Origin of the sequence: Geobacillus sp. FJAT-46040, assembly GCF_002335725.1 — a bacterium.
GTDB classification, from domain to species: domain Bacteria; phylum Bacillota; class Bacilli; order Bacillales; family Anoxybacillaceae; genus Geobacillus; species Geobacillus thermoleovorans.
In genome coordinates, this window is the sequence record NZ_NISS01000001.1 from 371,637 (window position 1) to 395,057 (window position 23,421).

General features: G+C 54.5%; 19 protein-coding genes and 1 other annotated feature. Of the genes, 18 read left to right on the forward strand and 1 reads right to left on the reverse strand.

The genetic code is table 11. From position 1 onward, the window contains the following. Nucleotides 1–11 precede the first annotated feature (11 nt). Nucleotides 12–278: a binding site (T-box leader), on the forward strand. 71 nt (nt 279–349) lie between these two features. The 13 genes from ilvB to yihA all read left to right on the forward strand — a co-directional run bounded on the left by ilvB (nt 350) and on the right by yihA (nt 17,846). After that, a complete protein-coding gene (gene ilvB, locus CD000_RS01985; protein WP_033845346.1) occupies nt 350–2,089 on the forward strand; it encodes an acetolactate synthase large subunit in 1,740 nt (579 codons plus the stop codon). Continuing rightward, complete coding sequence (ilvN, locus tag CD000_RS01990; RefSeq protein ID WP_011232136.1) at nt 2,068–2,586, forward strand: acetolactate synthase small subunit; 519 nt, start codon at nt 2,068–2,070, stop codon at nt 2,584–2,586. Before ilvB ends, ilvN begins: the two co-directional genes overlap by 22 nt. Nucleotides 2,587–2,928: 342 nt before the next feature. Beyond that, the gene (gene ilvC, locus CD000_RS01995) at nt 2,929–3,954 is read left to right on the forward strand and encodes a ketol-acid reductoisomerase (RefSeq protein ID WP_014196461.1); all 1,026 of its coding nucleotides are present in this window, start codon (nt 2,929–2,931) and stop codon (nt 3,952–3,954) included. Next, nucleotides 3,941–5,488, forward strand: a complete 1,548-nt coding sequence (locus tag CD000_RS02000) for a 2-isopropylmalate synthase (RefSeq protein ID WP_096224760.1) — start codon at nt 3,941–3,943, stop codon at nt 5,486–5,488. The genes ilvC and CD000_RS02000 overlap by 14 nt, the downstream gene beginning before the upstream one ends. Nucleotides 5,489–5,505: 17 nt before the next feature. Next, nucleotides 5,506–6,621 (forward strand): 3-isopropylmalate dehydrogenase, encoded by a 1,116-nt coding sequence (gene leuB, locus CD000_RS02005; protein ID WP_096224761.1) that lies wholly within the window; start codon nt 5,506–5,508, stop codon nt 6,619–6,621. A 20-nt stretch (nt 6,622–6,641) separates the two neighbouring features. After that, entirely contained in the window at nt 6,642–8,057 is a 1,416-nt protein-coding gene (gene leuC / locus CD000_RS02010; protein ID WP_096224762.1) for a 3-isopropylmalate dehydratase large subunit, read from the forward strand. A 97-nt stretch (nt 8,058–8,154) separates the two neighbouring features. After that, complete coding sequence (gene leuD / locus CD000_RS02015; protein WP_023633493.1) at nt 8,155–8,748, forward strand: 3-isopropylmalate dehydratase small subunit; 594 nt, start codon at nt 8,155–8,157, stop codon at nt 8,746–8,748. A gap of 196 nt (nt 8,749–8,944) precedes the next feature. Next, nucleotides 8,945–9,925 carry a tetratricopeptide repeat protein gene (locus CD000_RS02020; RefSeq protein WP_096224763.1) on the forward strand — a complete coding sequence of 327 codons (981 nt, stop codon included), beginning with the start codon at nt 8,945–8,947 and terminating at the stop codon, nt 9,923–9,925. A gap of 164 nt (nt 9,926–10,089) precedes the next feature. Then, nucleotides 10,090–11,376 carry a trigger factor gene (tig, locus tag CD000_RS02025; RefSeq protein WP_021322169.1) on the forward strand — a complete coding sequence of 429 codons (1,287 nt, stop codon included), beginning with the start codon at nt 10,090–10,092 and terminating at the stop codon, nt 11,374–11,376. 231 nt (nt 11,377–11,607) lie between these two features. Continuing rightward, nucleotides 11,608–12,873, forward strand: a complete 1,266-nt coding sequence (gene clpX / locus CD000_RS02030; RefSeq protein ID WP_011232128.1) for an ATP-dependent protease ATP-binding subunit ClpX — start codon at nt 11,608–11,610, stop codon at nt 12,871–12,873. 142 nt (nt 12,874–13,015) lie between these two features. After that, nucleotides 13,016–14,689 (forward strand): ATP-dependent protease LonB, encoded by a 1,674-nt coding sequence (lonB, locus tag CD000_RS02035; protein ID WP_011232127.1) that lies wholly within the window; start codon nt 13,016–13,018, stop codon nt 14,687–14,689. A 230-nt stretch (nt 14,690–14,919) separates the two neighbouring features. After that, nucleotides 14,920–17,262, forward strand: a complete 2,343-nt coding sequence (gene lon / locus CD000_RS02040; RefSeq protein ID WP_096224764.1) for an endopeptidase La — start codon at nt 14,920–14,922, stop codon at nt 17,260–17,262. After that, complete coding sequence (yihA, locus tag CD000_RS02045; protein WP_011232125.1) at nt 17,259–17,846, forward strand: ribosome biogenesis GTP-binding protein YihA/YsxC; 588 nt, start codon at nt 17,259–17,261, stop codon at nt 17,844–17,846. Before lon ends, yihA begins: the two co-directional genes overlap by 4 nt. Nucleotides 17,847–17,887: 41 nt before the next feature. Here the strand turns inward: yihA and CD000_RS02050 are convergent, their stop codons facing one another. Beyond that, nucleotides 17,888–18,373: a LiaI-LiaF-like domain-containing protein gene (locus CD000_RS02050; RefSeq protein ID WP_011232124.1), complete on the reverse strand. Its 486-nt coding sequence runs from the start codon at nt 18,371–18,373 to the stop codon at nt 17,888–17,890. A gap of 166 nt (nt 18,374–18,539) precedes the next feature. Between CD000_RS02050 and hemA the strand changes: the two genes are divergently transcribed. From hemA to hemB, 5 genes are read left to right on the forward strand one after another with little or no spacing between them, the layout of a single operon-like run. Further along, complete coding sequence (gene hemA, locus CD000_RS02055) at nt 18,540–19,904, forward strand: glutamyl-tRNA reductase (protein WP_011232123.1); 1,365 nt, start codon at nt 18,540–18,542, stop codon at nt 19,902–19,904. A 10-nt stretch (nt 19,905–19,914) separates the two neighbouring features. Then, entirely contained in the window at nt 19,915–20,733 is an 819-nt protein-coding gene (ccsA, locus tag CD000_RS02060) for a cytochrome c biogenesis protein (protein WP_011232122.1), read from the forward strand. Between the two features lie 15 nt (nt 20,734–20,748). Further along, nucleotides 20,749–21,681: a hydroxymethylbilane synthase gene (gene hemC / locus CD000_RS02065; protein ID WP_096224765.1), complete on the forward strand. Its 933-nt coding sequence runs from the start codon at nt 20,749–20,751 to the stop codon at nt 21,679–21,681. After that, on the forward strand, nt 21,678–22,445 hold the full coding sequence (locus CD000_RS02070) for a uroporphyrinogen-III synthase (protein WP_096224766.1): 768 nt from the start codon (nt 21,678–21,680) through the stop codon (nt 22,443–22,445). The genes hemC and CD000_RS02070 overlap by 4 nt, the downstream gene beginning before the upstream one ends. Further along, nucleotides 22,446–23,420, forward strand: a complete 975-nt coding sequence (gene hemB / locus CD000_RS02075; protein WP_013144588.1) for a porphobilinogen synthase — start codon at nt 22,446–22,448, stop codon at nt 23,418–23,420. It begins immediately after the preceding gene. Nucleotide 23,421: the final 1 nt, after the last annotated feature.

Consider the following 23,421-nt stretch of genomic DNA (forward strand, 5'->3'; position numbering starts at 1 on the left):
AAGTGGATAGCGAAAAAGCGTTGACGAGGATAAGTAGTCAGCGGGGTCAACATCCACAGAGAGCCGGGGGAGCTGCGAACCGGTGATGTTGCCGCTTGATGAACTCACCTCTGAGCGCCAGTCTGAACGCCGGACGGCTAGTAGGGCTGGACGAGTGGAGACGCGCGCTTCACTCGTTACCAAAATGAGCGGCCGGCTTCGGCTGGCCGCTCCTGAGGCGGCCGTCACGGCCGTGAAGAAGGGTGGTACCGCGGAAAGGAAACCTTTTCGCCCCTTTGGCTGGAAATGACAGCCATCGTGGGCGGAAAGGTTTTTTATATGGATGACAAAATCACAGGGAGGATCGACGATGACAAAAATGAAAGTCGAGGAACAAGAAAAAGCGAGGACGAAGGCGAGAATGAGCGGGTCGCTGATGCTCATTGAAGCGCTCAAGGAAGAAAAAGTCGAAGTCATCTTCGGCTATCCGGGGGGGGCGGTGCTCCCGCTGTATGACGAGTTGTATAAAGCCGGCGTGTTCCACGTGCTGACGCGGCATGAGCAAGGGGCCATCCATGCGGCGGAAGGATATGCGCGCATTTCTGGAAAACCAGGGGTCGTCATCGCCACCTCCGGCCCGGGAGCGACCAACATCGTCACCGGGTTGACCGACGCGATGATGGATTCGCTGCCGCTCGTCGTCTTTACCGGGCAAGTGGCCACGAGCGTCATCGGCTCGGATGCGTTTCAGGAGGCGGACGTTGTCGGCATTACGATGCCGATTACGAAACACAACTACCAAGTGCGCGACATCAGCGAGCTGCCGAGAATCATTAAAGAGGCGTTTCACATTGCGACGACCGGGCGCCCCGGACCGGTGTTGATCGATATTCCAAAAGACATTACGACGGCCGAAGGGGAGTTTGATTACGATCAAGACGTTCATTTGCCTGGCTATCAGCCGACGACGCAGCCGAACCATTGGCAAATCCGCCGGCTTGTCGAGGCGGTCAGCCAATCAAAGCGGCCGGTCATTTTAGCCGGCGCTGGCATCTTGCACGCCAATGCGTCCAATGAATTGCGGCAATACGCCGAACAGCAAAACATTCCGGTCATTCATACGCTCCTTGGCCTTGGCGGTTTCCCGGCCGACCATCCGCTGTTTTTAGGCATGGCCGGCATGCACGGTACGTATACGGCGAATATGGCGCTGTGTGAATGCGATTTGCTCATCAACATCGGCGCCCGCTTCGATGACCGGGTCACCGGCAATTTAAAATATTTCGCGCCGAAAGCGACCGTCGCCCATATCGACATCGATCCGGCGGAAATCGGCAAAAACGTGCCGACGAAAATTCCAATCGTCAGCGATGCAAAAGCCGCCTTGCAAGAGCTGATCGCCCAGCAAGGCAAGCCGGCGGACACCGCGGCGTGGCTCGCGCAGCTTGATGAATGGAAGCGGCGCTTCCCGCTCCATTATGAGCCGGAAGCCGGCACGATCAAACCGCAAAAACTGATCGAGATGATCTATGAAATGACAAACGGCGAGGCGATCGTGACGACGGACGTCGGCCAGCATCAAATGTGGGCGGCGCAATATTACAAGTTCAACCGGCCGCACCGGTGGGTGACGTCCGGGGGGCTCGGCACGATGGGCTTCGGGCTTCCGGCAGCGATCGGCGCCCAGCTCGCCGACCGGAGCGCTACGGTCGTTTCGATCGTCGGCGACGGCGGCTTCCAAATGACGTTCCAAGAACTGTCGGTCATCCAGGAGCTACGGCTGCCGATCAAAATCGTCATCGTCAACAACCAGGCGCTCGGCATGGTGCGGCAATGGCAGGAGCTGTTCTATGACAAACGGTACTCCCATTCGCTCATTCCGAACCAGCCGGATTTCGTCAAGCTTGCCGAAGCATACGGGATGCCAGGTCTGCGGGCGAAGACGGAGGCGGAAGCGGCCGAAGTGTTAAAACAAGCGTTTGCGATGGATGGGCCGGTGCTGCTTGATTTCCATGTCCGCGCCGACGAGAACGTCTATCCGATGGTGGCGCCCGGCAAAGGGCTTCATGAAATGGTGGGGGTGAAAGCATGCGAAGAATCATCACGATGACAGTCAACAACCGCCCCGGCGTCTTAAACCGCATTACCGGGTTGTTTACAAAGCGGCATTACAATATCGAAAGCATTACGGTCGGGCATACGGAAATCGAGGGCATTTCGCGGATGACGTTCGTCGTCAACGTTGACGATGAACGGACGGCGGAGCAAATCATTAAGCAGCTGAACAAGCAGATTGATGTGTTGAAGGTGAATGACATCACCGACCAAGCGATCGTCGCCCGCGAGCTGGCGCTCATTAAAGTTGCCGCTCCTCCGGCGGTCCGCCAGGAAATTTACACGCTCATCGAGCCGTTTCGCGCCTCGATCGTCGACGTAAGCAAAGACAGCCTCGTCATTCAAGTGACCGGCGAGCCGGAGAAAGTCGAGGCGTTGATTGAACTATTGCGCCCGTACGGCATTAAGGAAGTGGCGCGCACGGGAACGACCGCGTTCACCCGCGGGGCGCAAAAAGCGACGACGAATCAGAAAACGGCGTTCATTATTTAACGGATTTCCGAAAGAGGTCTCCCACCTCAAGGAACGCGAAGGGTGTAACCCAGTGAGTAGGTGGGAGATGAATGTCGGTTGGCGTTAGCCAACGAATAGGATAGAATATGGCTAGAACGGACACCTTCGGAACGAAGGGAAGCGTAAAGGGTTCTTGTGTGTGGCTTACCGTTCGGCGAACACGCACAAGTCGCTTGAAGCCTCCACCTCTAAGCGAAGCATAGGTGGCGGGTAGTTCACCAGCTATCATACAAAACAGCGCTGATTGCTTCATGGAACCGCCAAACAAGGGGCGGCCAAGCGTAGGGATTGTCAAACTACAGAACAAAGGAGAGGGTAATCATGGCAAAAGTCTACTATAACGGGGATGCAAACGAACAATATTTGCAAGGGAAAACGGTCGCGATCATCGGCTACGGCTCGCAAGGCCACGCCCATGCGCAAAACTTGCGCGACAGCGGCGTTCGCGTCATCGTCGGACTGCGAAAAGGAAAATCGTGGGAGCAGGCAGAACAAGACGGGTTTGAGGTGTATTCAGTCCGCGAAGCGGCGAAGCAGGCTGATATCGTCATGGTGCTGCTGCCGGATGAGAAGCAGCCGGCCGTGTACAAAGAGGAAATCGAGCCGGAACTCGAGCCAGGCAATGCGCTTGTGTTTGCGCACGGCTTTAACATCCATTTCAGCCAAATTGTCCCACCGAATCATGTTGACGTCTTCTTGGTTGCGCCGAAAGGCCCAGGCCATCTCGTGCGGCGCACATATACGGAAGGAGCGGGCGTGCCGGCGCTCATCGCCGTCTACCAAGATGTGACCGGACACGCGAAAGAAACGGCGCTCGCCTACGCGAAAGCGATCGGCGCTGCTCGAGCTGGGGTGTTGGAGACGACGTTCAAAGAAGAGACGGAAACCGACTTGTTCGGTGAACAAGCGGTGCTGTGCGGTGGGCTGACGGCGCTCATCAAAGCCGGGTTTGAAACGCTCGTTGAAGCCGGGTATCAGCCGGAAGTCGCCTATTTTGAGTGTTTGCATGAGATGAAGCTCATCGTCGATCTCCTTTACGAAGGCGGTTTGTCGTGGATGCGCTATTCGATTTCCGATACGGCGCAATGGGGCGACTTTATCACCGGCCCGCGCATTATTAACGACGCTGTGAAAGCGGAAATGAAAAAGGTGCTCGATGACATTCAAACCGGCAAATTCGCGAAGAGCTGGATTTTGGAAAACCAAGCGAACCGTCCGGAGTTCAACGCCATCAATCGGCGTGAGAATGAGCATTTGATTGAGATTGTCGGACGCGAACTGCGAAGCATGATGCCGTTTGTGAAGGCAAAACAAATCGAGGCGGTGGTGCCAGGTGCGAAAAATTAAGTTTTTTGATACCACATTGCGTGATGGGGAACAATCCGCTGGTGTGAACTTGAATTTGCAAAAAAAGTTGGAAATTGCCCGTCAACTTGAACGGCTGCGGGTTGACATCATCGAGGCGGGTTTCCCCGCCTCATCGAAAGGCGATTTTGAGGCGGTCAAACAAATTGCTGAAACGGTGAGAACATGCTCGGTCACCGGGCTGTCGCGCTCGGTCCGAAGCGACATTGATGCGGCGTGGGAGGCGTTAAAAGGCGGCGCGGAGCCGCGGCTCCACCTATTCATCGCCACCTCGCCGATCCATATGGTGCATAAATTGCGGATGACGCCGGAACAAGTGATTGAAGCGGCGGTTGAGGCGGTGAAATACGCGAAGCGCTTTTTCCCGATCGTCCAATGGTCGGCGGAAGATGCGTGCCGAAGCGAGTTGCCGTTTTTGGCAAAAATCGTCGCCGAAGTGATCAAAGCCGGCGCCTCGGTGATCAACATTCCGGATACGGTCGGCTATATTACGCCGAAAGAATACGGGGAAATTTTCCTCTATTTGCAAAACAATGTTCCGAATATTGAAAAGGTTTCACTCTCCGCTCATTGTCATGATGACTTGGGCATGGCGGTGGTGAACTCGCTGTCGGCCATTGAACATGGAGCGACGCAGGTCGAGTGCACGATCAACGGCATCGGCGAGCGGGCCGGCAATGCGGCGCTTGAGGAAATCGCTGTCGCCCTTCACATCCGCAAAGACTACTATCAAGTGGAAACGCGCCTCAATTTGCAGGAAATTAAGCGCACAAGCAATCTTGTCAGCAAGCTGACCGGGGTCGTCGTTCCACCCAACAAAGCGGTCGTCGGCAAAAACGCGTTTGCGCATGAATCGGGCATCCATCAAGACGGCGTCTTAAAAGAAAAAACGACATACGAAATCATTTCGCCGGAGCTCGTCGGCGTGCCGTCGAATTCGATGGTGCTCGGCAAACATTCCGGCCGCCATGCGCTTCGCAACCGGGTTGAGGAGCTCGGCTACACGTTGTCCGATGAAGAAATCAATCAGCTGTTTGTCCGTTTTAAAGAATTGGCGGACAAAAAGAAGGACATTACCGACGACGATTTAATCGCGTTGATTTTCGAAGAGAAGTTCGACCACTTTAAAGATTTTTACCAATTGTCTTCCATTCAAGTGCAATACGGGACGAATCAAATTCCGACAGCGGTAGTTGTACTGAAAGACGGGAAGGGGAATGAAATCCAAGAAGCGGCGACCGGCGCCGGCAGCGTCGAGGCGCTGTACAATACATTGGAACGTTGCTTCCAAACGCCGGTGACGCTGCTTGACTACCGGATCGAATCGGTCGGCGGCGGCCGCGATGCGTTGGCCCAAGTGTTCGTCAAAGTGCGCGTCCATGACATCGAGACGAGCGGGCGCGGCACTGCACAAGACGTGTTGGAAGCATCGGCGAAAGCGTACATCAACGCCATCAACCGTGTGTTTATGATCGAAGCGATGCGCGGCGAAAACGAGAAAGTGGCAACACCATAAAAACGGGGGGATTCAGAATGGGAAACTATCGGATTGCCGTCTTGCCAGGGGATGGCATCGGCAAAGAAGTGACGTCCGGAGCGGTCGAGGTATTAAAAGCGGTCGGCATCCGGTTTGGCCACGAGTTTACGTTTGAATATGGATTGATCGGTGGAGCGGCGATCGATGAGGCGGGGACGCCGCTCCCCGAGGAAACGCTCCGCCTTTGCCGAGAAAGCGATGCGGTGCTGCTTGGGGCGGTCGGCGGTCCGAAGTGGGATGACAACCCTCCGCATTTGCGCCCGGAAAAAGGATTGCTTGCCATTCGCAAGCAGCTCGACTTATATGCCAACTTGCGGCCGGTTGTTTGCTATGACAGTTTGGTTTCCGCTTCGCCGTTAAAACCGGATCTCGTGCAAGGCGTCGATTTTGTCATCGTCCGCGAGCTGACCGGCGGCATTTACTTCGGCCAGCCGAGCGGCCGCGTCGTCGAAAACGGCGAAGAAAAAGCAGTGGACACCTTGTTATATAAAAAGGAAGAAATTGAGCGGATCGTTCGCATGGCGTTTATACTCGCACGCGGGCGGAAGAAAAAAGTGACTTCGGTCGACAAGGCGAACGTCCTTTCGTCAAGCCGTCTATGGCGGGAAGTGGCTGAAGAGGTGGCGAAGCAGTTTCCGGACGTCACGCTTGAGCATATGCTTGTTGACAATGCCGCGATGCAGCTCATCCGTGCGCCGAAGCAGTTTGATGTCATTGTGACAGAAAACATGTTTGGCGACATTTTAAGCGATGAAGCCTCCATGTTGTCCGGTTCGCTCGGGATGCTGCCGTCAGCCAGCTTATCCGCTTCCGGTCCGAGCTTGTATGAGCCGGTGCACGGTTCAGCGCCTGATATCGCCGGCATGAACAAAGCCAATCCGATTGCGGCGATTTTGTCGGCCGCGATGATGCTTCGCCTGTCGTTCGGGCTCACCGCGGAAGCGGAGGCGGTAGAGCACGCGGTGTGGCAGGCGCTCGCCCAAGGTTTGCGCACCGCCGACTTGGCGCCAAGCGGCGGCCGCATCGTATCTACGAACGAAATGGTCGAAGAAATCAAAGCGGCGGTGCTGGATTATACGGCCATTGCTCAAATTATGACCGTTTATGCCTAAGACGTGCGAGGTGAAAGCCAATGAAGCCGAAAACGATCATCGATAAAATTTGGGAAAACCACGTCGTCTACCGTGAGGAGGGCAAACCGGATTTATTGTACATCGATTTGCACTTAGTGCATGAAGTGACCTCGCCGCAAGCGTTTGAAGGATTGCGGCAAAAAGGGCGGAAGGTGCGGCGGCCGGATTTGACCTTTGCGACGATGGACCATAACGTGCCGACCGTTAACCGATTTGTGATTACCGATGAAGTGGCGCGCAACCAAATCGCTGCGCTTGAGCGCAACTGCCGCGAGTTCGGCATTCCGCTCGCCGACCTACACAGCGAAGAGCAAGGAATCGTTCACGTCATCGGCCCAGAGCTCGGGTTGACCCAGCCGGGGAAAACGATCGTTTGCGGCGACAGCCATACGTCGACGCACGGGGCGTTTGGCGCCTTGGCGTTCGGCATCGGCACGAGCGAAGTCGAGCATGTATTGGCTACACAAACGCTTTGGCAGCATAAGCCGAAAACGCTGCAAATCTGCATCAACGGCCGCCTCGGCAAAGGAGTGACCGCCAAAGACGTCATCTTGGCCATTATCGGCCGCTATGGCGTTGGCATCGGCACCGGTTATATTATCGAATTTACAGGCGAAGCGATCCGACGCATGTCGATGGAAGAGCGAATGACGATTTGCAACATGTCGATTGAAGCTGGGGCGAGAGCCGGCCTCATCAGCCCGGATGAAACGACGTTTGCCTATTTGCGCGGCCGCAAATATGCGCCAAAAGGCGAGGAGTTTGACAAGGCGGTGGAACGGTGGCGGGCGCTTGCAAGCGATGAGGGGGCGGAATACGATAAAACGATTGAAATCGATGCGTCGACGGTCGCTCCGATGGTGACGTGGGGGACGAACCCCGCGATGAGCACTTCCGTCGATGGCGTCGTGCCGCATCCCGAGCAATTTGAAAGCAAAACAGAGCAAAACGCGGTGCGCCGGGCGCTTGAGTACATGGGGCTCAAGCCGGGCACGCCGATTACGGATATTCCGGTGCAGCACGTCTTCATCGGTTCGTGCACCAACTCACGCCTCAGCGATTTGCGCGCGGCGGCGAGCATCGTGAAAGGGAAAAAAGTGGCTCCGGGTGTACGGGCGCTCGTCGTGCCTGGATCGCAGCAAGTGAAAAAACAAGCCGAGGCGGAAGGGTTGGCGCAAATTTTCATCGACGCCGGTTTTGAATGGCGCGACTCCGGCTGCAGCGCCTGTTTGGGCATGAACCCGGACATCATTCCGGAAGGCGAGCACTGTGCGTCAACGTCGAACCGCAACTTTGAAGGGCGGCAAGGAAAAGGGGCGCGCACGCATCTCGTCAGCCCGGTGATGGCCGCGGCGGCTGCGATTTACGGACATTTTGTCGATGTGCGCCAGCTTGAAGCCGAGCCGGTCTGTTAAATTGACGATCGTGATGGCAAAAGAGGCGGCGCGGCATCCTAGGAAGCCGAGCTCCTTTGCCATCAGTGACATCCATAACGGAAGGGGGGAAAGGACGATGAAGCCGTTTACGATCCATCGCGGAAAAACCGCCGGCATCGATCGTGCGAATATTGATACCGATCAAATCATTCCAAAGCAGTTTTTGAAACGGATTGAACGCACCGGCTTTGGCCAGTTTCTCTTTTACGATTGGCGGTATTTGAGCGACGGCACGCCAAATCCAGAGTTTGAGCTCAACCGCCCGGAAAACGAAGGGGCGACGATTTTAGTCGCCGATGAAAACTTCGGCTGCGGCTCATCGCGCGAACATGCGCCGTGGGCGCTGCAAGATTACGGATTCCGCGTCATCATTGCCCCATCGTTTGCCGATATTTTTTACAACAACTGCTTAAAAAACGGGCTGTTGCCGATCCGGCTGGATAAAGAGGATGTCCGCTACTTGCTGCGCCAAAGCGAGCGCGCAGACTATGAACTGACGGTTTCGCTTGAAGAACAGCGGGTATTTGACGATGAAGGATTTTCGCGTCCGTTTGACATTGACCCGTATCGAAAACAGTTGCTGTTAAAGGGATGGGATGAAATTGATTTAACGTTTGTCTATGAACCGTATATTCAAGCGTATGAACAACAGCATAGCCCGCGGCCGTAAGCGTCTATTTTTTGCGGTGCAGCGCGGCGGCAAAAATCGGCTGTTCCACCGTTATTTTGGCAGGAACAGCCTCTTTGTTTTGCATATAGGAGGATGAAGAAAATGGACGGCGGCAGCAAGCGCCAAAAAGGGTTGGCTTGTTTCGGCTAAGAAAACTTGTTACACTTGTGGTAAACACATATAGGAGCGGGCGAAGATGGCCGGGAAAAAAGGAAAAATCATCATGTTTCCGCAAACGAAAGAACGGCTGATGGAAGAGGCGTTTGCTGCGCTCGAGGCGAAGCGGTATAAAGAAGCGCTCCGCTTTTTGCGCGCCGCCGAACAGCTTGGCGACCACAGCTTTCCGGTTCGGCTTGGGCTGGCTGTCTGTTGCTATGAGCTTGGGGAATATGATGAGGCGGAGCGGCGTCTTGCCGGTTTGCTTGACGAGCAACCGGGCAACGGTGAACTGTTGCAAATGTATATTGCCATATTGTTGCAAACGAATCGATACAGCAAGGCCGAAACCGTGATCCGCCACGCCTTGCGCCGTCCGTCGTTATCCGTTTCGCTGCGCGAACAGCTTCACCAGCTGCTTCGATTCAGTGAAAAAATGAATGCCCGCACGCTTCCGCCCGCGGAGTGGAAGCGGGTGAGACGGCTGCTTGAGTCCGGGGACATTGCTGAGCAGCTGCAACTGATTAAACAACTGGAAAAAGAAGACATCGAGCCGGTGCTGCCGTTGCTCAAGCAATATTTACGCGCACCGGAAAAAAGCCCGATGGCGAAAACGATGCTCCTTCGCCTGTTGACAGGGAAGCGAGTCAACGAAACGGTGACGGTTGAGAAATTTGGCCGTTGCATGGAGGTCGTCCCGTCAGGGTTGGACGAACAGACGGAAACGGAATTTGCTTCATCGCTGCTGGGTCGGCTTGAACAGCAGCTCGCGGCGGAAAGCCCGAGTTTGTATGAAACGGCGGCGGACATTTGGCTTCGCTATGCATATGTGTTGTACCCGTTTCCGCCAGAGCCGGCGGATGCAGCGGCCTGGCTTGCTGCTCTCCATTGGATGGCGAGCCGGTTTTTAGGCTTGGATGCTGACGCGACCGCCTTGGCCGACCGCTACGGTGTGGAGGCGGCGGAGATGGCAACGCTTTGCCAAAAGCTATACGAAATAGAGGAACTTTCCTCCCTCTAATGGCTCGTTCTCTGTTGAAACATGGCTGTTGTATGTTATAATATAATGGCTGTGCTATGTATCTGTTTTCGCATACTTGTCTACATAATTGGGCATCATAAAAAGATCTGGACAAGCGGAGTGCGCTATGGTCCGAGCAATGATTTCAGGTGGAGGGAACAAGGATGTCAGTCAAATGGGAAAAGCTTGAAGGGAACGAAGGCGTATTGACCGTTGAGGTCGACGCCGAGAAAGTGAACAAAGGCTTGGACGCCGCGTTTAAAAAAGTGGTGAAAAACATCACGCTTCCGGGCTTCCGCAAGGGGAAAGTGCCGCGCGTTCTGTTTGAAAAACGCTTCGGCGTCGAAGCGCTCTATCAAGATGCGCTCGACATTTTGCTGCCAGAGGCGTATGCCAAAGCCGTCGAAGAGGCAGGCATCGAACCGGTGTCAATGCCGGAGATTGACATTGAGCAAATGGAAAAAGGCAAAAGCTTAATTTTCAAAGCGAAAGTGACCGTAAAGCCGGAAGTCAAGCTCGGTCAATACAAAGGGCTTGAAGTGGAAAAAATGGATACAACCGTGACGGACGAAGATGTCGAAAACGAATTGAAACGTTTGCAAGAAAATTACGCCGAACTTGTCGTGAAAGAAGACGGGACGGTGGAAAACGGCGATACGGTCGTCATCGATTTCGAAGGGTTTGTCGACGGCGAGCCGTTTGAAGGCGGCAAGGCAGAGAACTATTCGCTTGAAATCGGCTCTGGAACGTTCATTCCGGGGTTTGAAGAACAGCTTGTCGGCATGAAAGCCGGCGAGGAAAAAGAAATCCAAGTCACATTCCCGGATGAATACCACGCGAAGCAATTGGCCGGCAAACCGGCGACGTTTAAAGTGCAAGTGCATGAAGTGAAAGCGAAACAGCTGCCGGCGCTTGACGATGAGTTTGCCAAAGACGTCGATGAAGAAGTCGAAACGCTTGACGAACTGAAGGCGAAAATTCGCGCCCGTTTGGAAGAGGCGAAAAAGAACGAGGCGGAGACTGCCTTGCGCAATGCGGTTGTCGAAAAAGCGGCAGCCAACGCCGAAATGGATATTCCGGAGGTTATGATCAAAAACGAAACCGACCGGATGCTTCGCGAATTTGACCAACGCCTGCAAATGCAAGGTCTGAACTTGCAGTTGTATTACCAATTCTCCGGCCAAGATGAAGCGTCGTTGCGCGAGCAAATGAAAGAAGATGCCGAAAAACGGGTGCGCGCGGCGTTGACGCTTGAAGCGATCGCGAAGGCCGAAAACATTGAAGTAACCGACGAGGAAGTAAACAAAGAGCTCGAAAAAATGGCGGAAGCCTACAAGCTGAGCGTGGACAAGCTGAAAGAGCTGCTCGGCAGCTTAGATGGCGTCAAAGAAGATTTGAAATGGCGGAAAACAGTCGATTTTCTTGTAGAGCACAGCAAGGTTGCGGCATAATATATCTTTAAGGAAAGAACAAGGCGCGAGACGTTCGTGCCTTGTTCTTTATCCACAACAATGGCGCCTGAGCGGCAATTTTCAAACTTTTCTAAACAGATAACGGTTTTTTCATTCGCTTTTTCAGGAACATTTATGGTAAAATAGCGAATACATACGTTTTTACGACATAAGAGATGGCGGAAATGGATACATAAGCAGGCGCGATTTCGTTGGCAAGGGGTGAATGATATGTTTAAATTCAATGATGAAAAAGGGCAGTTGAAATGCTCGTTCTGCGGCAAAACACAGGATCAAGTGCGAAAGCTCGTTGCCGGTCCGGGGGTTTACATTTGCGACGAGTGCATTGAGCTATGCACGGAAATTGTTGAAGAGGAGCTCGGCAATGAAGAGGAATTTGAATTTAAAGACGTGCCGAAACCGTTGGAAATTCGGGAAATTCTAGATGAGTACGTCATCGGTCAAGATGAGGCGAAAAAATCGCTCGCCGTTGCTGTTTACAATCATTATAAACGGATCAATTCCGGCAGCAAAATCGATGATGTCGAGCTGTCGAAAAGCAACATTTTAATGATCGGGCCGACCGGGAGCGGGAAAACGCTGCTGGCGCAAACATTGGCGCGCATTTTGAACGTGCCGTTTGCCATCGCCGATGCCACCTCGCTTACAGAGGCCGGCTATGTTGGCGAAGACGTCGAAAACATTTTGTTAAAGCTCATCCAAGCGGCGGATTATGACGTCGAACGGGCGGAAAAAGGCATTATTTACATCGATGAAATTGACAAAATCGCCCGCAAATCGGAAAACCCTTCCATCACTCGCGACGTATCCGGCGAAGGGGTGCAACAGGCGCTGTTGAAAATTTTAGAAGGCACCATTGCCAGCGTTCCGCCGCAGGGCGGCCGCAAACATCCGCATCAAGAATTCATTCAAATCGATACGACGAACATTTTGTTCATTTGCGGCGGGGCGTTTGATGGCATTGAGCCGATCATCAAGCGCCGCCTTGGCAAAAAAGTGATCGGTTTTGGCGCGGAAATGAACCAGACGGATGTCGACGAGAAAAACTTGTTGTCGAAAGTGCTGCCGGAAGACTTGCTCAAATTCGGACTGATTCCGGAGTTCATCGGCCGTCTGCCGGTCATTACGACGCTCGAGCCGCTCGACGAACAGGCGTTGATCGACATTTTGACGAAACCGAAAAATGCCATTGTCAAGCAATACCAAAAAATGCTTGAGCTTGACGGCGTTGAGCTCGAGTTTGAAGAAGCGGCGCTCCGTGAAATCGCGAAAAAAGCGATTGAGCGGAAAACGGGCGCGCGCGGCCTTCGCTCGATCATCGAAGGCATTATGCTCGATGTGATGTTTGAGCTGCCGTCGCGCGAAGATGTGCAAAAGTGCATCATCACGCTCGACACGGTGCGCGGCACAAAGCCGCCGACGCTGATCCGTCATGATGGCACCGTCATCGAGCTGGAACGGAAAACATCTGCCTGATGGGAAAACCGCCTTTTTTCGGCGGTTTCTTTTTTCGCCGCCCATGCCCTGGGCGCCGGTCGGCGCTTTTTTGTTTATTCCCGCCAGTTCGCGGAGATACTATCATACTACATACCATCTAAAGGCAGGAGGATATCGGGGCATGGATTGGACGAACATCGTACTGGTCATCCAGCTGTTTTTCGGGGTCATCATCGGCCTTTATTTTTGGAATTTGCTAAGAGGGCAACGTGTGCAAAAAGTTTCGATTGATAAAGAGTCGCGCAAAGAGATGGAACAGCTCCGCAAGCTGCGTTCGATTTCGCTCACCGAGCCGCTGGCGGAAAAAGTGCGGCCGAAAAGTTTTGACGACATCGTCGGTCAGGAAGACGGCATCAAGGCGTTAAAAGCCGCTTTATGCGGCCCCAACCCGCAACATGTCATCATTTACGGGCCGCCCGGCGTCGGCAAGACGGCAGCTGCTCGGCTCGTGCTTGAGGAAGCGAAAAAAAATCCGCTCTCCCCGTTTAAGAAAAATGCGGTGTTCGTTGAGCTTGACGCGACGACGGCGCGCTTTGACGAGCGCGGCATCGCCGACCCCCTCATCGGCTCGGTGCACGACCCGATTTACCAGGGGGCCGGGGCGATGGGGCAAGCCGGCATTCCCCAGCCGAAGCAAGGGGCGGTGACGAACGCCCACGGCGGCGTTTTATTCATCGACGAAATCGGCGAGCTTCATCCGATCCAAATGAACAAGTTGTTGAAAGTGCTTGAGGACCGGAAAGTATTTTTTGAAAGCGCCTATTACAGCAAAGAAAATCCGCAAATCCCAAGCCATATTCACGATATTTTCCAAAATGGACTGCCGGCTGATTTCCGTCTTGTCGGGGCGACGACGCGCACGCCGAACGAAATTCCTCCGGCCATTCGCTCTCGCTGCCTGGAAGTATTTTTCCGTGAATTGGACCAAGATGAAATCGCCCTCATCGCGAAAAAGGCGGCGGAAAAAATCCGCTTGAACGTGTCAGAAAGCGGCATTCGCCTCCTTGCCGCCTATGCGCGCAACGGGCGGGAGGCGGTCAACATGATGCAAATTGCCGCTGGCCTGGCCATCACGGAAAACCGAGAAAACATTTTGGACAAAGATATTGAATGGGTCATTCAATCGAGCCAAATGACTCCGCGCTATGAGAAGAAAATCGCTTCCGCTCCGGCGGTCGGCGTCGTCAACGGTCTGGCTGTGTATGGACCAAACACCGGTGCGTTGCTCGAAATTGAGGTGACCGCTTTGCCGGCGAAAGGAAAAGGATTGATCAATGTCACCGGCATTGTCGAGGAGGAAAGCATCGGCAGTGCAGAAAAATCGGTGCGGCGCAAAAGCATGGCGCGCGGCTCGGCGGAAAACGTCATTACGGTGTTGCGGGCGATGGGCGTGCCAGCGGACCGCTACGACATTCATGTCAACTTTCCGGGCGGGGTGCCGGTTGACGGCCCTTCAGCCGGGGTGGCGATTGCAGTCGGCATTTATTCCGCCATTTACCAGCTGCCAGTCGATCATACGGTCGCGATGACCGGAGAAATCAGCATCCGTGGCTGCGTGAAACCGGTCGGCGGCGTGTTCGCCAAAATCAAAGCGGCCAAACAAGCCGGGGCGAAAAAAGTCATCATCCCGATTGAGAATATGCAATCGTTGCTAGGCGAAGTCAGCGGCATTCAAATCATCGCCGTCCGCCGCCTCGAGGAAGTGCTCGTCCATGTGTTCGGCGAAGAGGCGCTCCGCCGCGGCCCCGCGCTGCTGCCAGCGGCTATGGACCGCTCGGAGAAAAAGCTCGTCTAGCCAAAGGAAACGGCGGCAAGGCGAACGATTGGCAACGAAAGCGGGCGATCCGCTCGCAACCGAGTCGGGCGGTTCGCCCGGCCTCTCTTTTATGTACGGCTTCGGCGCAAGCGGATCGTCGCTGAAGTCGGTTTTTCTTTGCCTGCAGACGGAGCGCCGCGCGCTTTTTCGTTCGTCAAATTTTACAAACCCGGCTACCGTACTATACAATAAACGAATAGAAGCGAGAGATGGAGGTGTTCGGCGTGAACGGAAAGAAAAAGGAGACGGTCGTTCCGCTTTTGCCGCTGCGTGGGCTGCTCGTGTTTCCGACGATGGTGCTCCATTTGGATGTCGGGCGCGAGAAATCGGTCAAAGCGCTCGAACAAGCCATGGTTGAGGATCATATGATTTTGCTGACGTCGCAAAAAGACGTTGCCATCGACGAACCGGACATGGATGACTTATATAAAATGGGAACGATCGCGCGCGTCAAGCAACTTCTAAAACTCCCGAACGGCACGTTCCGCGTGCTTGTCGAAGGCGTCGCTCGGGCGCTCATTACGGAAGTGATCAGCGAGGAGCCGTACTTTCTCGTCAAAGTCGAAAAGTTTGCTGATCGGGCGGCGAAAGATTTAGAAGATGAGGCGCTCAAGCGGACGATGCTTGAATATTTCGAGCAGTACATAAACTTGTCCAAGCGGCTGTCGGTCGACATTTACGCCTCGATCGTCGACATCGATGAGCCGGGGCGAATGGCGGACATCATCGCCTCGCACTTGCCGCTTAAGCTTGAGGAAAAGCAGCGCATTTTAGAAACGATCGACGTGAAAGAGCGCCTCAATAAAATCATCCAAATTTTGCACAACGAAAAAGAAGTGCTCCAGCTTGAGAAAAAGATCAGCGCCCGCGTCAAGCAGTCGATGGAGCGGACGCAAAAAGAGTATTATTTGCGCGAGCAAATGAAGGCGATTCAAAAAGAGCTTGGCGAAAAAGAAGGAAAAACGAGCGAAGTCGAGGAGCTGAAAGAAAAAATCGAGGCGGCCGGCATGCCGGAGCATGTGAAACAAACGGCATTGAAGGAGCTTGACCGCTATGAAAAAATTCCGGCGACCTCAGCGGAAAGCGCAGTCATTCGCAACTACCTCGATTGGCTCATCGCCTTGCCGTGGTCGAAAGAAACAGAAGACATCCACGACATTAAGCGGGCGGAAGCGATTTTAAACGAGGAGCATTACGGGCTCGATAAAGTGAAAGAACGGGTGCTTGAATTTTTATCTGTCAAGCAGCTGACGAAATCGTTAAAAGGTCCGATTCTTTGCCTCGCCGGACCGCCGGGGGTCGGCAAAACGTCGCTCGCCCGCTCGATCGCCAAAGCGCTCGGCCGCCGCTTCGTCCGCGTTTCGCTCGGAGGCGTCCGCGACGAATCGGAAATTCGCGGCCATCGCCGCACGTATGTCGGCGCCATGCCGGGACGCATTATCCAGGGAATGAAAAAAGCAGGCACGATCAACCCCGTCTTCTTGCTTGATGAAATCGACAAAATGTCGAGCGATTTCCGTGGCGATCCATCGGCGGCCATGCTGGAGGTGCTTGACCCGGAGCAAAATCATACGTTCAGCGACCATTACATTGAAGAGCCGTACGATCTATCGAAAGTCATGTTTATCGCCACGGCCAACCATTTGGCGGCGATTCCGCAGCCGCTCTTGGACCGGATGGAAGTGATCCACATACCAGGCTACACAGAAGTGGAGAAGCTGCATATCGCCAAGCGGCATTTGCTGCCGAAACAAATCACCGAGCACGGGCTGAAAAAGGCGGCGTTGCAAATTCGCGATGACGCGATGCTCGATATCATCCGCCATTATACGCGCGAAGCCGGGGTGCGGGAGCTGGAGCGGCAGCTCGCCGCTATCTGCCGAAAAGCGGCCCGCCTCATCGTTTCCGGCGAGAAAAAGCGGGTTGTGATCACAGAAAACAATCTTGAGGAATTTTTAGGGAAGCGAAAATACCGCTACGGCCGAGCGGAGGCGGAAGACCAAGTCGGCGTGGCGACCGGGCTGGCGTATACGGCGTTTGGCGGCGATACGCTCGCCATCGAAGTGTCGCTCGCGAAAGGAAACGGCAAACTCGTTTTGACCGGCAAGCTCGGCGATGTCATGAAAGAATCAGCGCAAGCGGCGTTCAGCTACGTGCGGTCGCGCGCCGAGGAGCTTGACATTGATCCGAAGTTCCATGAGAAATATGATATTCACATCCACGTTCCGGAAGGAGCGGTGCCGAAAGACGGGCCATCGGCCGGCATTACGATTGCGACCGCACTCATTTCCGCTTTGACGGGCAAGCCGGTGAGCCGCTTTGTCGGCATGACCGGGGAAATTACGCTGCGCGGCCGCGTTCTTGCGATCGGGGGGCTGAAAGAGAAAACGTTAAGCGCCCATCGTGCCGGATTGAAAACCGTCATTTTGCCGAAAGACAATGAAAAAGATTTGGCTGACATTCCGGAAACGGTGAAGCGCGACTTGCGCTTTGTGCTCGTCTCTCATCTCGATGAGGTGCTGCCGCACGCGTTGGTGGGGTGGAAGCGATGAATGTGAAGAAAGCAGAGCTTGTGACCAGTGCCGTCAAGCCGGAACAATATCCGGACGGCGGACGGCCGGAGGTGGCGCTCGCCGGCCGTTCGAACGTCGGCAAATCATCATTCATCAACAAAATGATCAACCGGAAAAACTTGGCGCGCACCTCCTCAAAGCCAGGTAAAACGCAAACGTTGAATTTTTATTTGATTAACGACTCGTTTTACTTTGTGGACGTGCCAGGTTATGGTTTCGCCCGCGTGTCGAAGCAGGAGCGGCAAAAATGGGGGAACATGATGGAGACGTACTTTACGACGCGCGAGGCGCTTAAGGCGGCGGTCCTGCTCGTTGATTTGCGCCATCCGCCGACGAAAGACGATGTGATGATGTACGAGTTTTTGAAACATTACGAGATCCCGGTGATCGTCATCGCGACGAAAGCGGATAAAGTGCCGCGCGGCAAGCATCAAAAACACGCGAAAATCGCGCGCGAGACGCTGCGGATGGCTGACGGCGACCCGCTCATTTTGTTTTCCGCCGAGACCGGACAAGGGAAAGACGAAGCATGGGCGGCGCTTTTGCCGTTTGTGGCCTCATGACGAAAACACCAGCGATTCCGCTGGTGTTTTCGCTTTCAAGGCTATTTTCGCCTAGTCCATAATATATAGACGCCGATGGCGATGAGTCCGAGCGGCCAAAACTTCCAGACAGAGGAAAGTCCGGCTTGGACGAGGTGAAAGAACGGCTGGCCGCGCCCGGAAAACGTCAGCACGACAGCGAGAAGCAAGAAAAGCACGCCAAAGCCGGCCCCGCCTTTTTGTTTGCGGCTGCTGGCGAAAAAAGCGAGCGCGATGAGGAAAAAAAACATGTTCACGCCGCGGGGCCAGGCCGAAAATGCACTCGCAAGGAGCAACTCAACGCCAAATCCGAGTAAAAGAAAGCCGGGGAAAAGGTAAGCATATTCGCGCGCTGAATGCGCCTGGCCAAGCAAAGCCGCGCCGCAAATGGCAAGCAAGGCCGGCCACCCTTGGAAGAAATGGAAAAGGGGGGATTCCAACTGTCCGGCGAGAAAATACAGCCCGAGGCCGATGAACAAGATGCCGGCGAATACCGTTCGGGTTTTCATGATCGTCGCGTCCTCCGTTTCCCTTTTGGACATGTTTATGATAGAATGATCACTGTCTACAGTTTAGCATAGCTTTGAAGGCATGTTCACAATTTTTTCAAACCGGAACGATGGACGGTTGTGATATAATGATGGAAGGGATTCGGTCAATAAGGGGGATGGCATCGTGCAAATCGTAGTCGTTGGCGTCGACTATAAAACCGCCCCTGTAGAAATCCGCGAAAAGCTCGCGTTTGCGGAAGCGGAACTCGGTGCGGCGATGAAACAGCTCGCCAAGCAAAAAAGCGTGCTCGAAAATGTGATCGTTTCGACGTGCAACCGGACGGAAGTTTATGCAGTGGTTGATCAACTGCATACCGGCCGTTACTATATGAAAGCATTTTTAGCCGAATGGTTTGGCGTCAAAGTGGAAGCGATTGCTCCGTATTTGCGTGTGCTTGAAGGAGAAGCGGCCATAAAGCATTTGTTCCGCGTGGCGGCCGGCCTTGATTCGATGGTGCTTGGGGAAACGCAAATTTTAGGGCAAGTGAAAGACAGCTATTTGCTCGCTCAAGAGGTCGGGACGAGCGGCACGATTTTCAATCATCTGTTCAAGCAGGCGGTGACCTTTGCGAAGCGCGCCCACTCGGAAACGGGCATCGGCGCGCACGCTGTATCGGTCAGCTATGCGGCGGTTGAGCTGGCGAAGAAAATTTTCGGCCGCCTTGCCGGCAAGCACGTCTTGATTATCGGGGCCGGCAAAATGGGGACGCTGGCGGCGCAAAACTTGTACGGCAGCGGCGTCGGGAAGGTGACGGTTGTCAATCGGACGCTTGAAAAAGCGAAACAGCTTGCTAAGCAGTTTGCCGGCGAAGCGAAGCCGCTCGGCGAATTGTCATGCGCTTTGCTGGAAGCGGATATCGTCATCAGCTCGACGGGAGCCAAAGGCTATATTTTGACGAAGGAAATGGTGGCGCCGCTTGAGAAAATGCGCAAAGGCCGCCCGCTCTTTATGGTTGACATCGCGGTGCCGCGCGATTTGGATCCGGCGTTGGCTGATTTGGAAACGGTGTTTTTGTACGACATTGACGATTTGCAAGATGTGGTGGCGGCCAACTTGGCGGAACGGCAAAAGGCAGCGGCTCGCATTGAAACGATGATCGAAGCGGAACTTATGGCGTTCAGCCAATGGCTGCAGACGCTCGGCGTCGTGCCAGTCATTGCCGCATTGCGCGAAAAGGCGCTGGCCATTCAAGCAGAAACGATGAAAAGTTTGGAGCGGAAACTGCCGCATTTGTCGGAGCGCGACTGGAAAGTGTTGAATAAGCATACGAAAAGCATTATTAACCAGCTGCTCCGCGATCCGATTTTGCAGGCGAAGGAACTCGCCGCCGGCCCGAATGCCGAGGAGGCGCTTTTGCTGTTTATGAAAATTTTCAATATCGAAGATGCGGTGAAAGCCGAGCGGCATATAGAGCAGGCGAAATCCGTGCAATGCGATGAACAAGACGCGGAAGCGGTCCGTGCCGCCCGCCCATCATGGCAGCTGTAAGGTGGGATGGATGGTGGCGCTGTTGTATGAGTTGTCCATTTTGCTTTACATCGCTTCGATCCTATTCTATTTCATCGATTTTTTACAACAAAACCGGAAGGCGAACGACATCGCCTTCTGGTTGCTTTCTATTGTGTGGCTTTTGCAGACAGTGACGTTTGTTTCTCGCATCATGGAGACGAAGCGCTTTCCGATTTTAACGATGTCGGAAGGGCTTTATTTTTACGCTTGGCTGCTCATTACGCTGTCGCTCGTCATCAATCGGCTGCTGCGCGTCGATTTCATCGTCTTTTTTACGAACGTGCTTGCTTTTTTTATTTTGGCCATTCATACGTTTGCACCGTCTTCGCAGTCGCCGGCTGTTGCGGAGCGGCTCGTCTCGGAGCTGCTGATCATCCACATCACCCTTTCGCTCGGAGCGTATGCGGCGTTTACGCTGTCGTTTCTGTTTTCGGCGCTTTACATGTTGCAGTACAGTTTGCTGAAAAAGAAAAAGTGGGGGGCGCGCCTTTGGCGCATGGCGGATTTGTCGCGGCTTGATTTTTTGTCGTATGTTTTAAATGCGCTCGGCTTGCCTATGTTGTTATTAGGACTCATTCTTGGCGTGATTTGGGCGTATATTCAAATCGACCATTTCCATTGGTATGATGCGAAAGTGCTCGGGTCGTTTGTCGTTCTTCTCGTCTATGGCGTCTATTTTTACAAGCGAGCCGTCCGGCAGATGCAAGGGAAGGCGATCGCGCTATGGAATATCGGTTCGTTTTTATTTTTGCTTGTCAACTTTTTCTTGTTTGGCAGTTTGTCAAAATTTCATTTTTGGTATTCGTAATCGAGGTGAAACGAGATGCGGAACATTGTCGTTGGCTCGCGGTGCAGCAAGCTTGCTTTGACCCAGACGAAGTGGGTGATCAACGAATTGAAACAGCTTGGGGCGCCGTTTACGTTTGAAGTGAAAGAAATCGTCACGAAAGGAGATCGGGTGCTTGATGTTACGCTCTCGAAAGTCGGGGGCAAAGGGTTGTTTGTGAAAGAGATTGAGCATGAATTGCTCGCCGGCGGCATCGATATGGCGGTCCATAGCATGAAAGATATGCCGGCTGTGCTGCCCGAAGGTTTAGTGATCGGTGCGGTTCCGCGTCGCGAAGATGCACGCGATGTGCTTGTCAGCAAAGGAAACCGGATGCTCTCCGACTTGCCGCCTGGGTCGGTCATTGGCACGAGCAGCTTGCGCCGTTCAGCGCAGCTGCTTGCCTATCGCCCGGATTTGACGATCAAATGGATTCGCGGCAATATTGACACAAGGTTGGCGAAGCTCGAAAGCGAAGAGTACGATGCGATCGTGCTGGCGGCGGCGGGTCTTGCGCGCATGGGTTGGGGCGATGACGTCATCAGCGACTATCTTCCTTTTGATGTCTGTGTTCCGGCGGTCGGCCAAGGGGCGCTGGCGGTCGAATGCCGGGAGGATGATGACGAATTGCGCCAATGGCTCAGCCGGTTAAACGACGAGCAAACCGAGCGGGCTGTTCGGGCGGAGCGCGCCTTTTTGCAGCAAATGGAAGGAGGCTGTCAAGTGCCGATTGCCGGCTACGCGGAAGTGAAGGAGGGGACGGTGCGTCTTACCGCGCTTGTCGCCTCCCCGGATGGCAAAGAAATGTATAAAGAAATCGTCACTGGCGCCGATCCGGAAGCGGTCGGCCGACAGGCGGCTGCCATCTTGAGCGAACAAGGGGCGAAAGCGCTCATCGAGCGGGTGAAACAGGAGTTGAGCCAATCATGACACACAGCGCGCTCGCCGGCAAAACGGTGCTCGTGACGCGCGGCAAAGAGCAGGCGGCATCGTTTTCTGCCAAGCTGCGCGCTGTCGGCGCCGTGCCGGTCGAGATCCCGCTCATTGCCATCCGACCGGCGGCGCCGGAAGAAATCGCTTCTATGGTTGAGCGGCTTGGCGAATACCGTTGGCTCGTTTTCACAAGCGCGAACGCCGTCCGCTTCTTTTTTCCGCACGTTTCGTTGCCGCGGCCGCTGCCGAATGTCGCCGTCGTCGGGCGGAAGACGGCGGCCGCGCTCGTTGAGTACGGTGTTTCACCGGCGCTCGTACCGGATGATTTCACCGCTGAACGGCTTGCCGCCATGCTTGCGCCGCGCGTAAAACAAGGCGAGCGGGTGCTGTTTGTCAAAGGCAATTTGGCGCGCCCGACCTTGCCTGAGGCGTTGCGAAACGCCGGCGCCGCGGTCGACGAGCTCACGGTGTATGAGACCGAGCCTGATGAAAACGGCCGGGAGCGGTTGTTGTCGCTGCTGCGCCGGCGGGAGCTTGATGCGGTCACCTTGATGAGCCCGTCGGCGGTTGACAGCCTTGTCCGCCTTCTCGACAAAGAAGTGGATGCCCTTCTTTCCGGTGTTGCGGTCGCCTGCATCGGACCGGTGACGAAAGAAGCGGCCGAGCGGGCGGGCATTCCGGTCCACATTTGTCCGACGGATTACACCACGGATGGTATAATCAAAGCGATGGAACAATATTTTTCCATGGAGGGACGATGAATGGCACTGTCATTTGACCGCCATCGCCGTTTGCGGCAAACGGCTGCGATTCGGGCGATGGTGCGTGAGACGCATCTTCGCGTCGAGGATCTCATTTATCCGCTGTTTGTGGTCGAGGGAAGCGGCATTAAGCGGGAAGTGCCGTCGATGCCAGGGGTTTACCATTTATCGCTTGACCGTTTATCTGAGGAAGTGGACGACATCGCCAAGCTTGGCATTCCCGCCGTCATGGTGTTTGGCGTGCCAAATGAAAAAGATGAAGTCGGTTCGCAGGCGTATTGCGAAACAGGGATTGTGCAGCGGGCGATCCGCCAAATCAAAGCTGAACACAAAGATCTAGTCGTCATTGCGGATACGTGTTTATGTGAATATACGAGCCACGGCCATTGCGGCGTCGTCGAAAACGAGCGCGTGCTGAACGACCCGTCGCTCGAGCTCCTCACCAAAACGGCGGTGAGCCAAGCGCAAGCCGGCGCCGACATCATCGCGCCGTCGAACATGATGGACGGCTTTGTCGCCGCCATTCGCCGTGGGCTTGATGAAGCAGGGTTTGAGTATGTGCCGATCATGTCGTATGCAATCAAATACGCTTCGGCATTTTACGGCCCGTTCCGTGATGCCGCCGACAGCGCGCCGCAGTTTGGCGACCGGAAGACGTACCAAATGGATCCGGCCAACCGCCTTGAGGCGTTTCGCGAGGCGGAGTCGGATGTCAAAGAAGGCGCTGATTTCTTGATGGTGAAGCCAGCGCTTGCCTACATGGATATTATCCGCGACGTCAAAAACCGTTTTCCGCTTCCGCTTGTCGCCTATAACGTGAGCGGCGAGTATGCGATGGTCAAAGCGGCGGCGCAAAACGGCTGGATCGATGAGAAGCCGGTCGTCATGGAAATGTTGACAGGGATGAAACGGGCGGGCGCGGATTTGATCATTACGTATTTTGCTAAAGATGTCGCCCGCTGGCTGGCGGAATAAA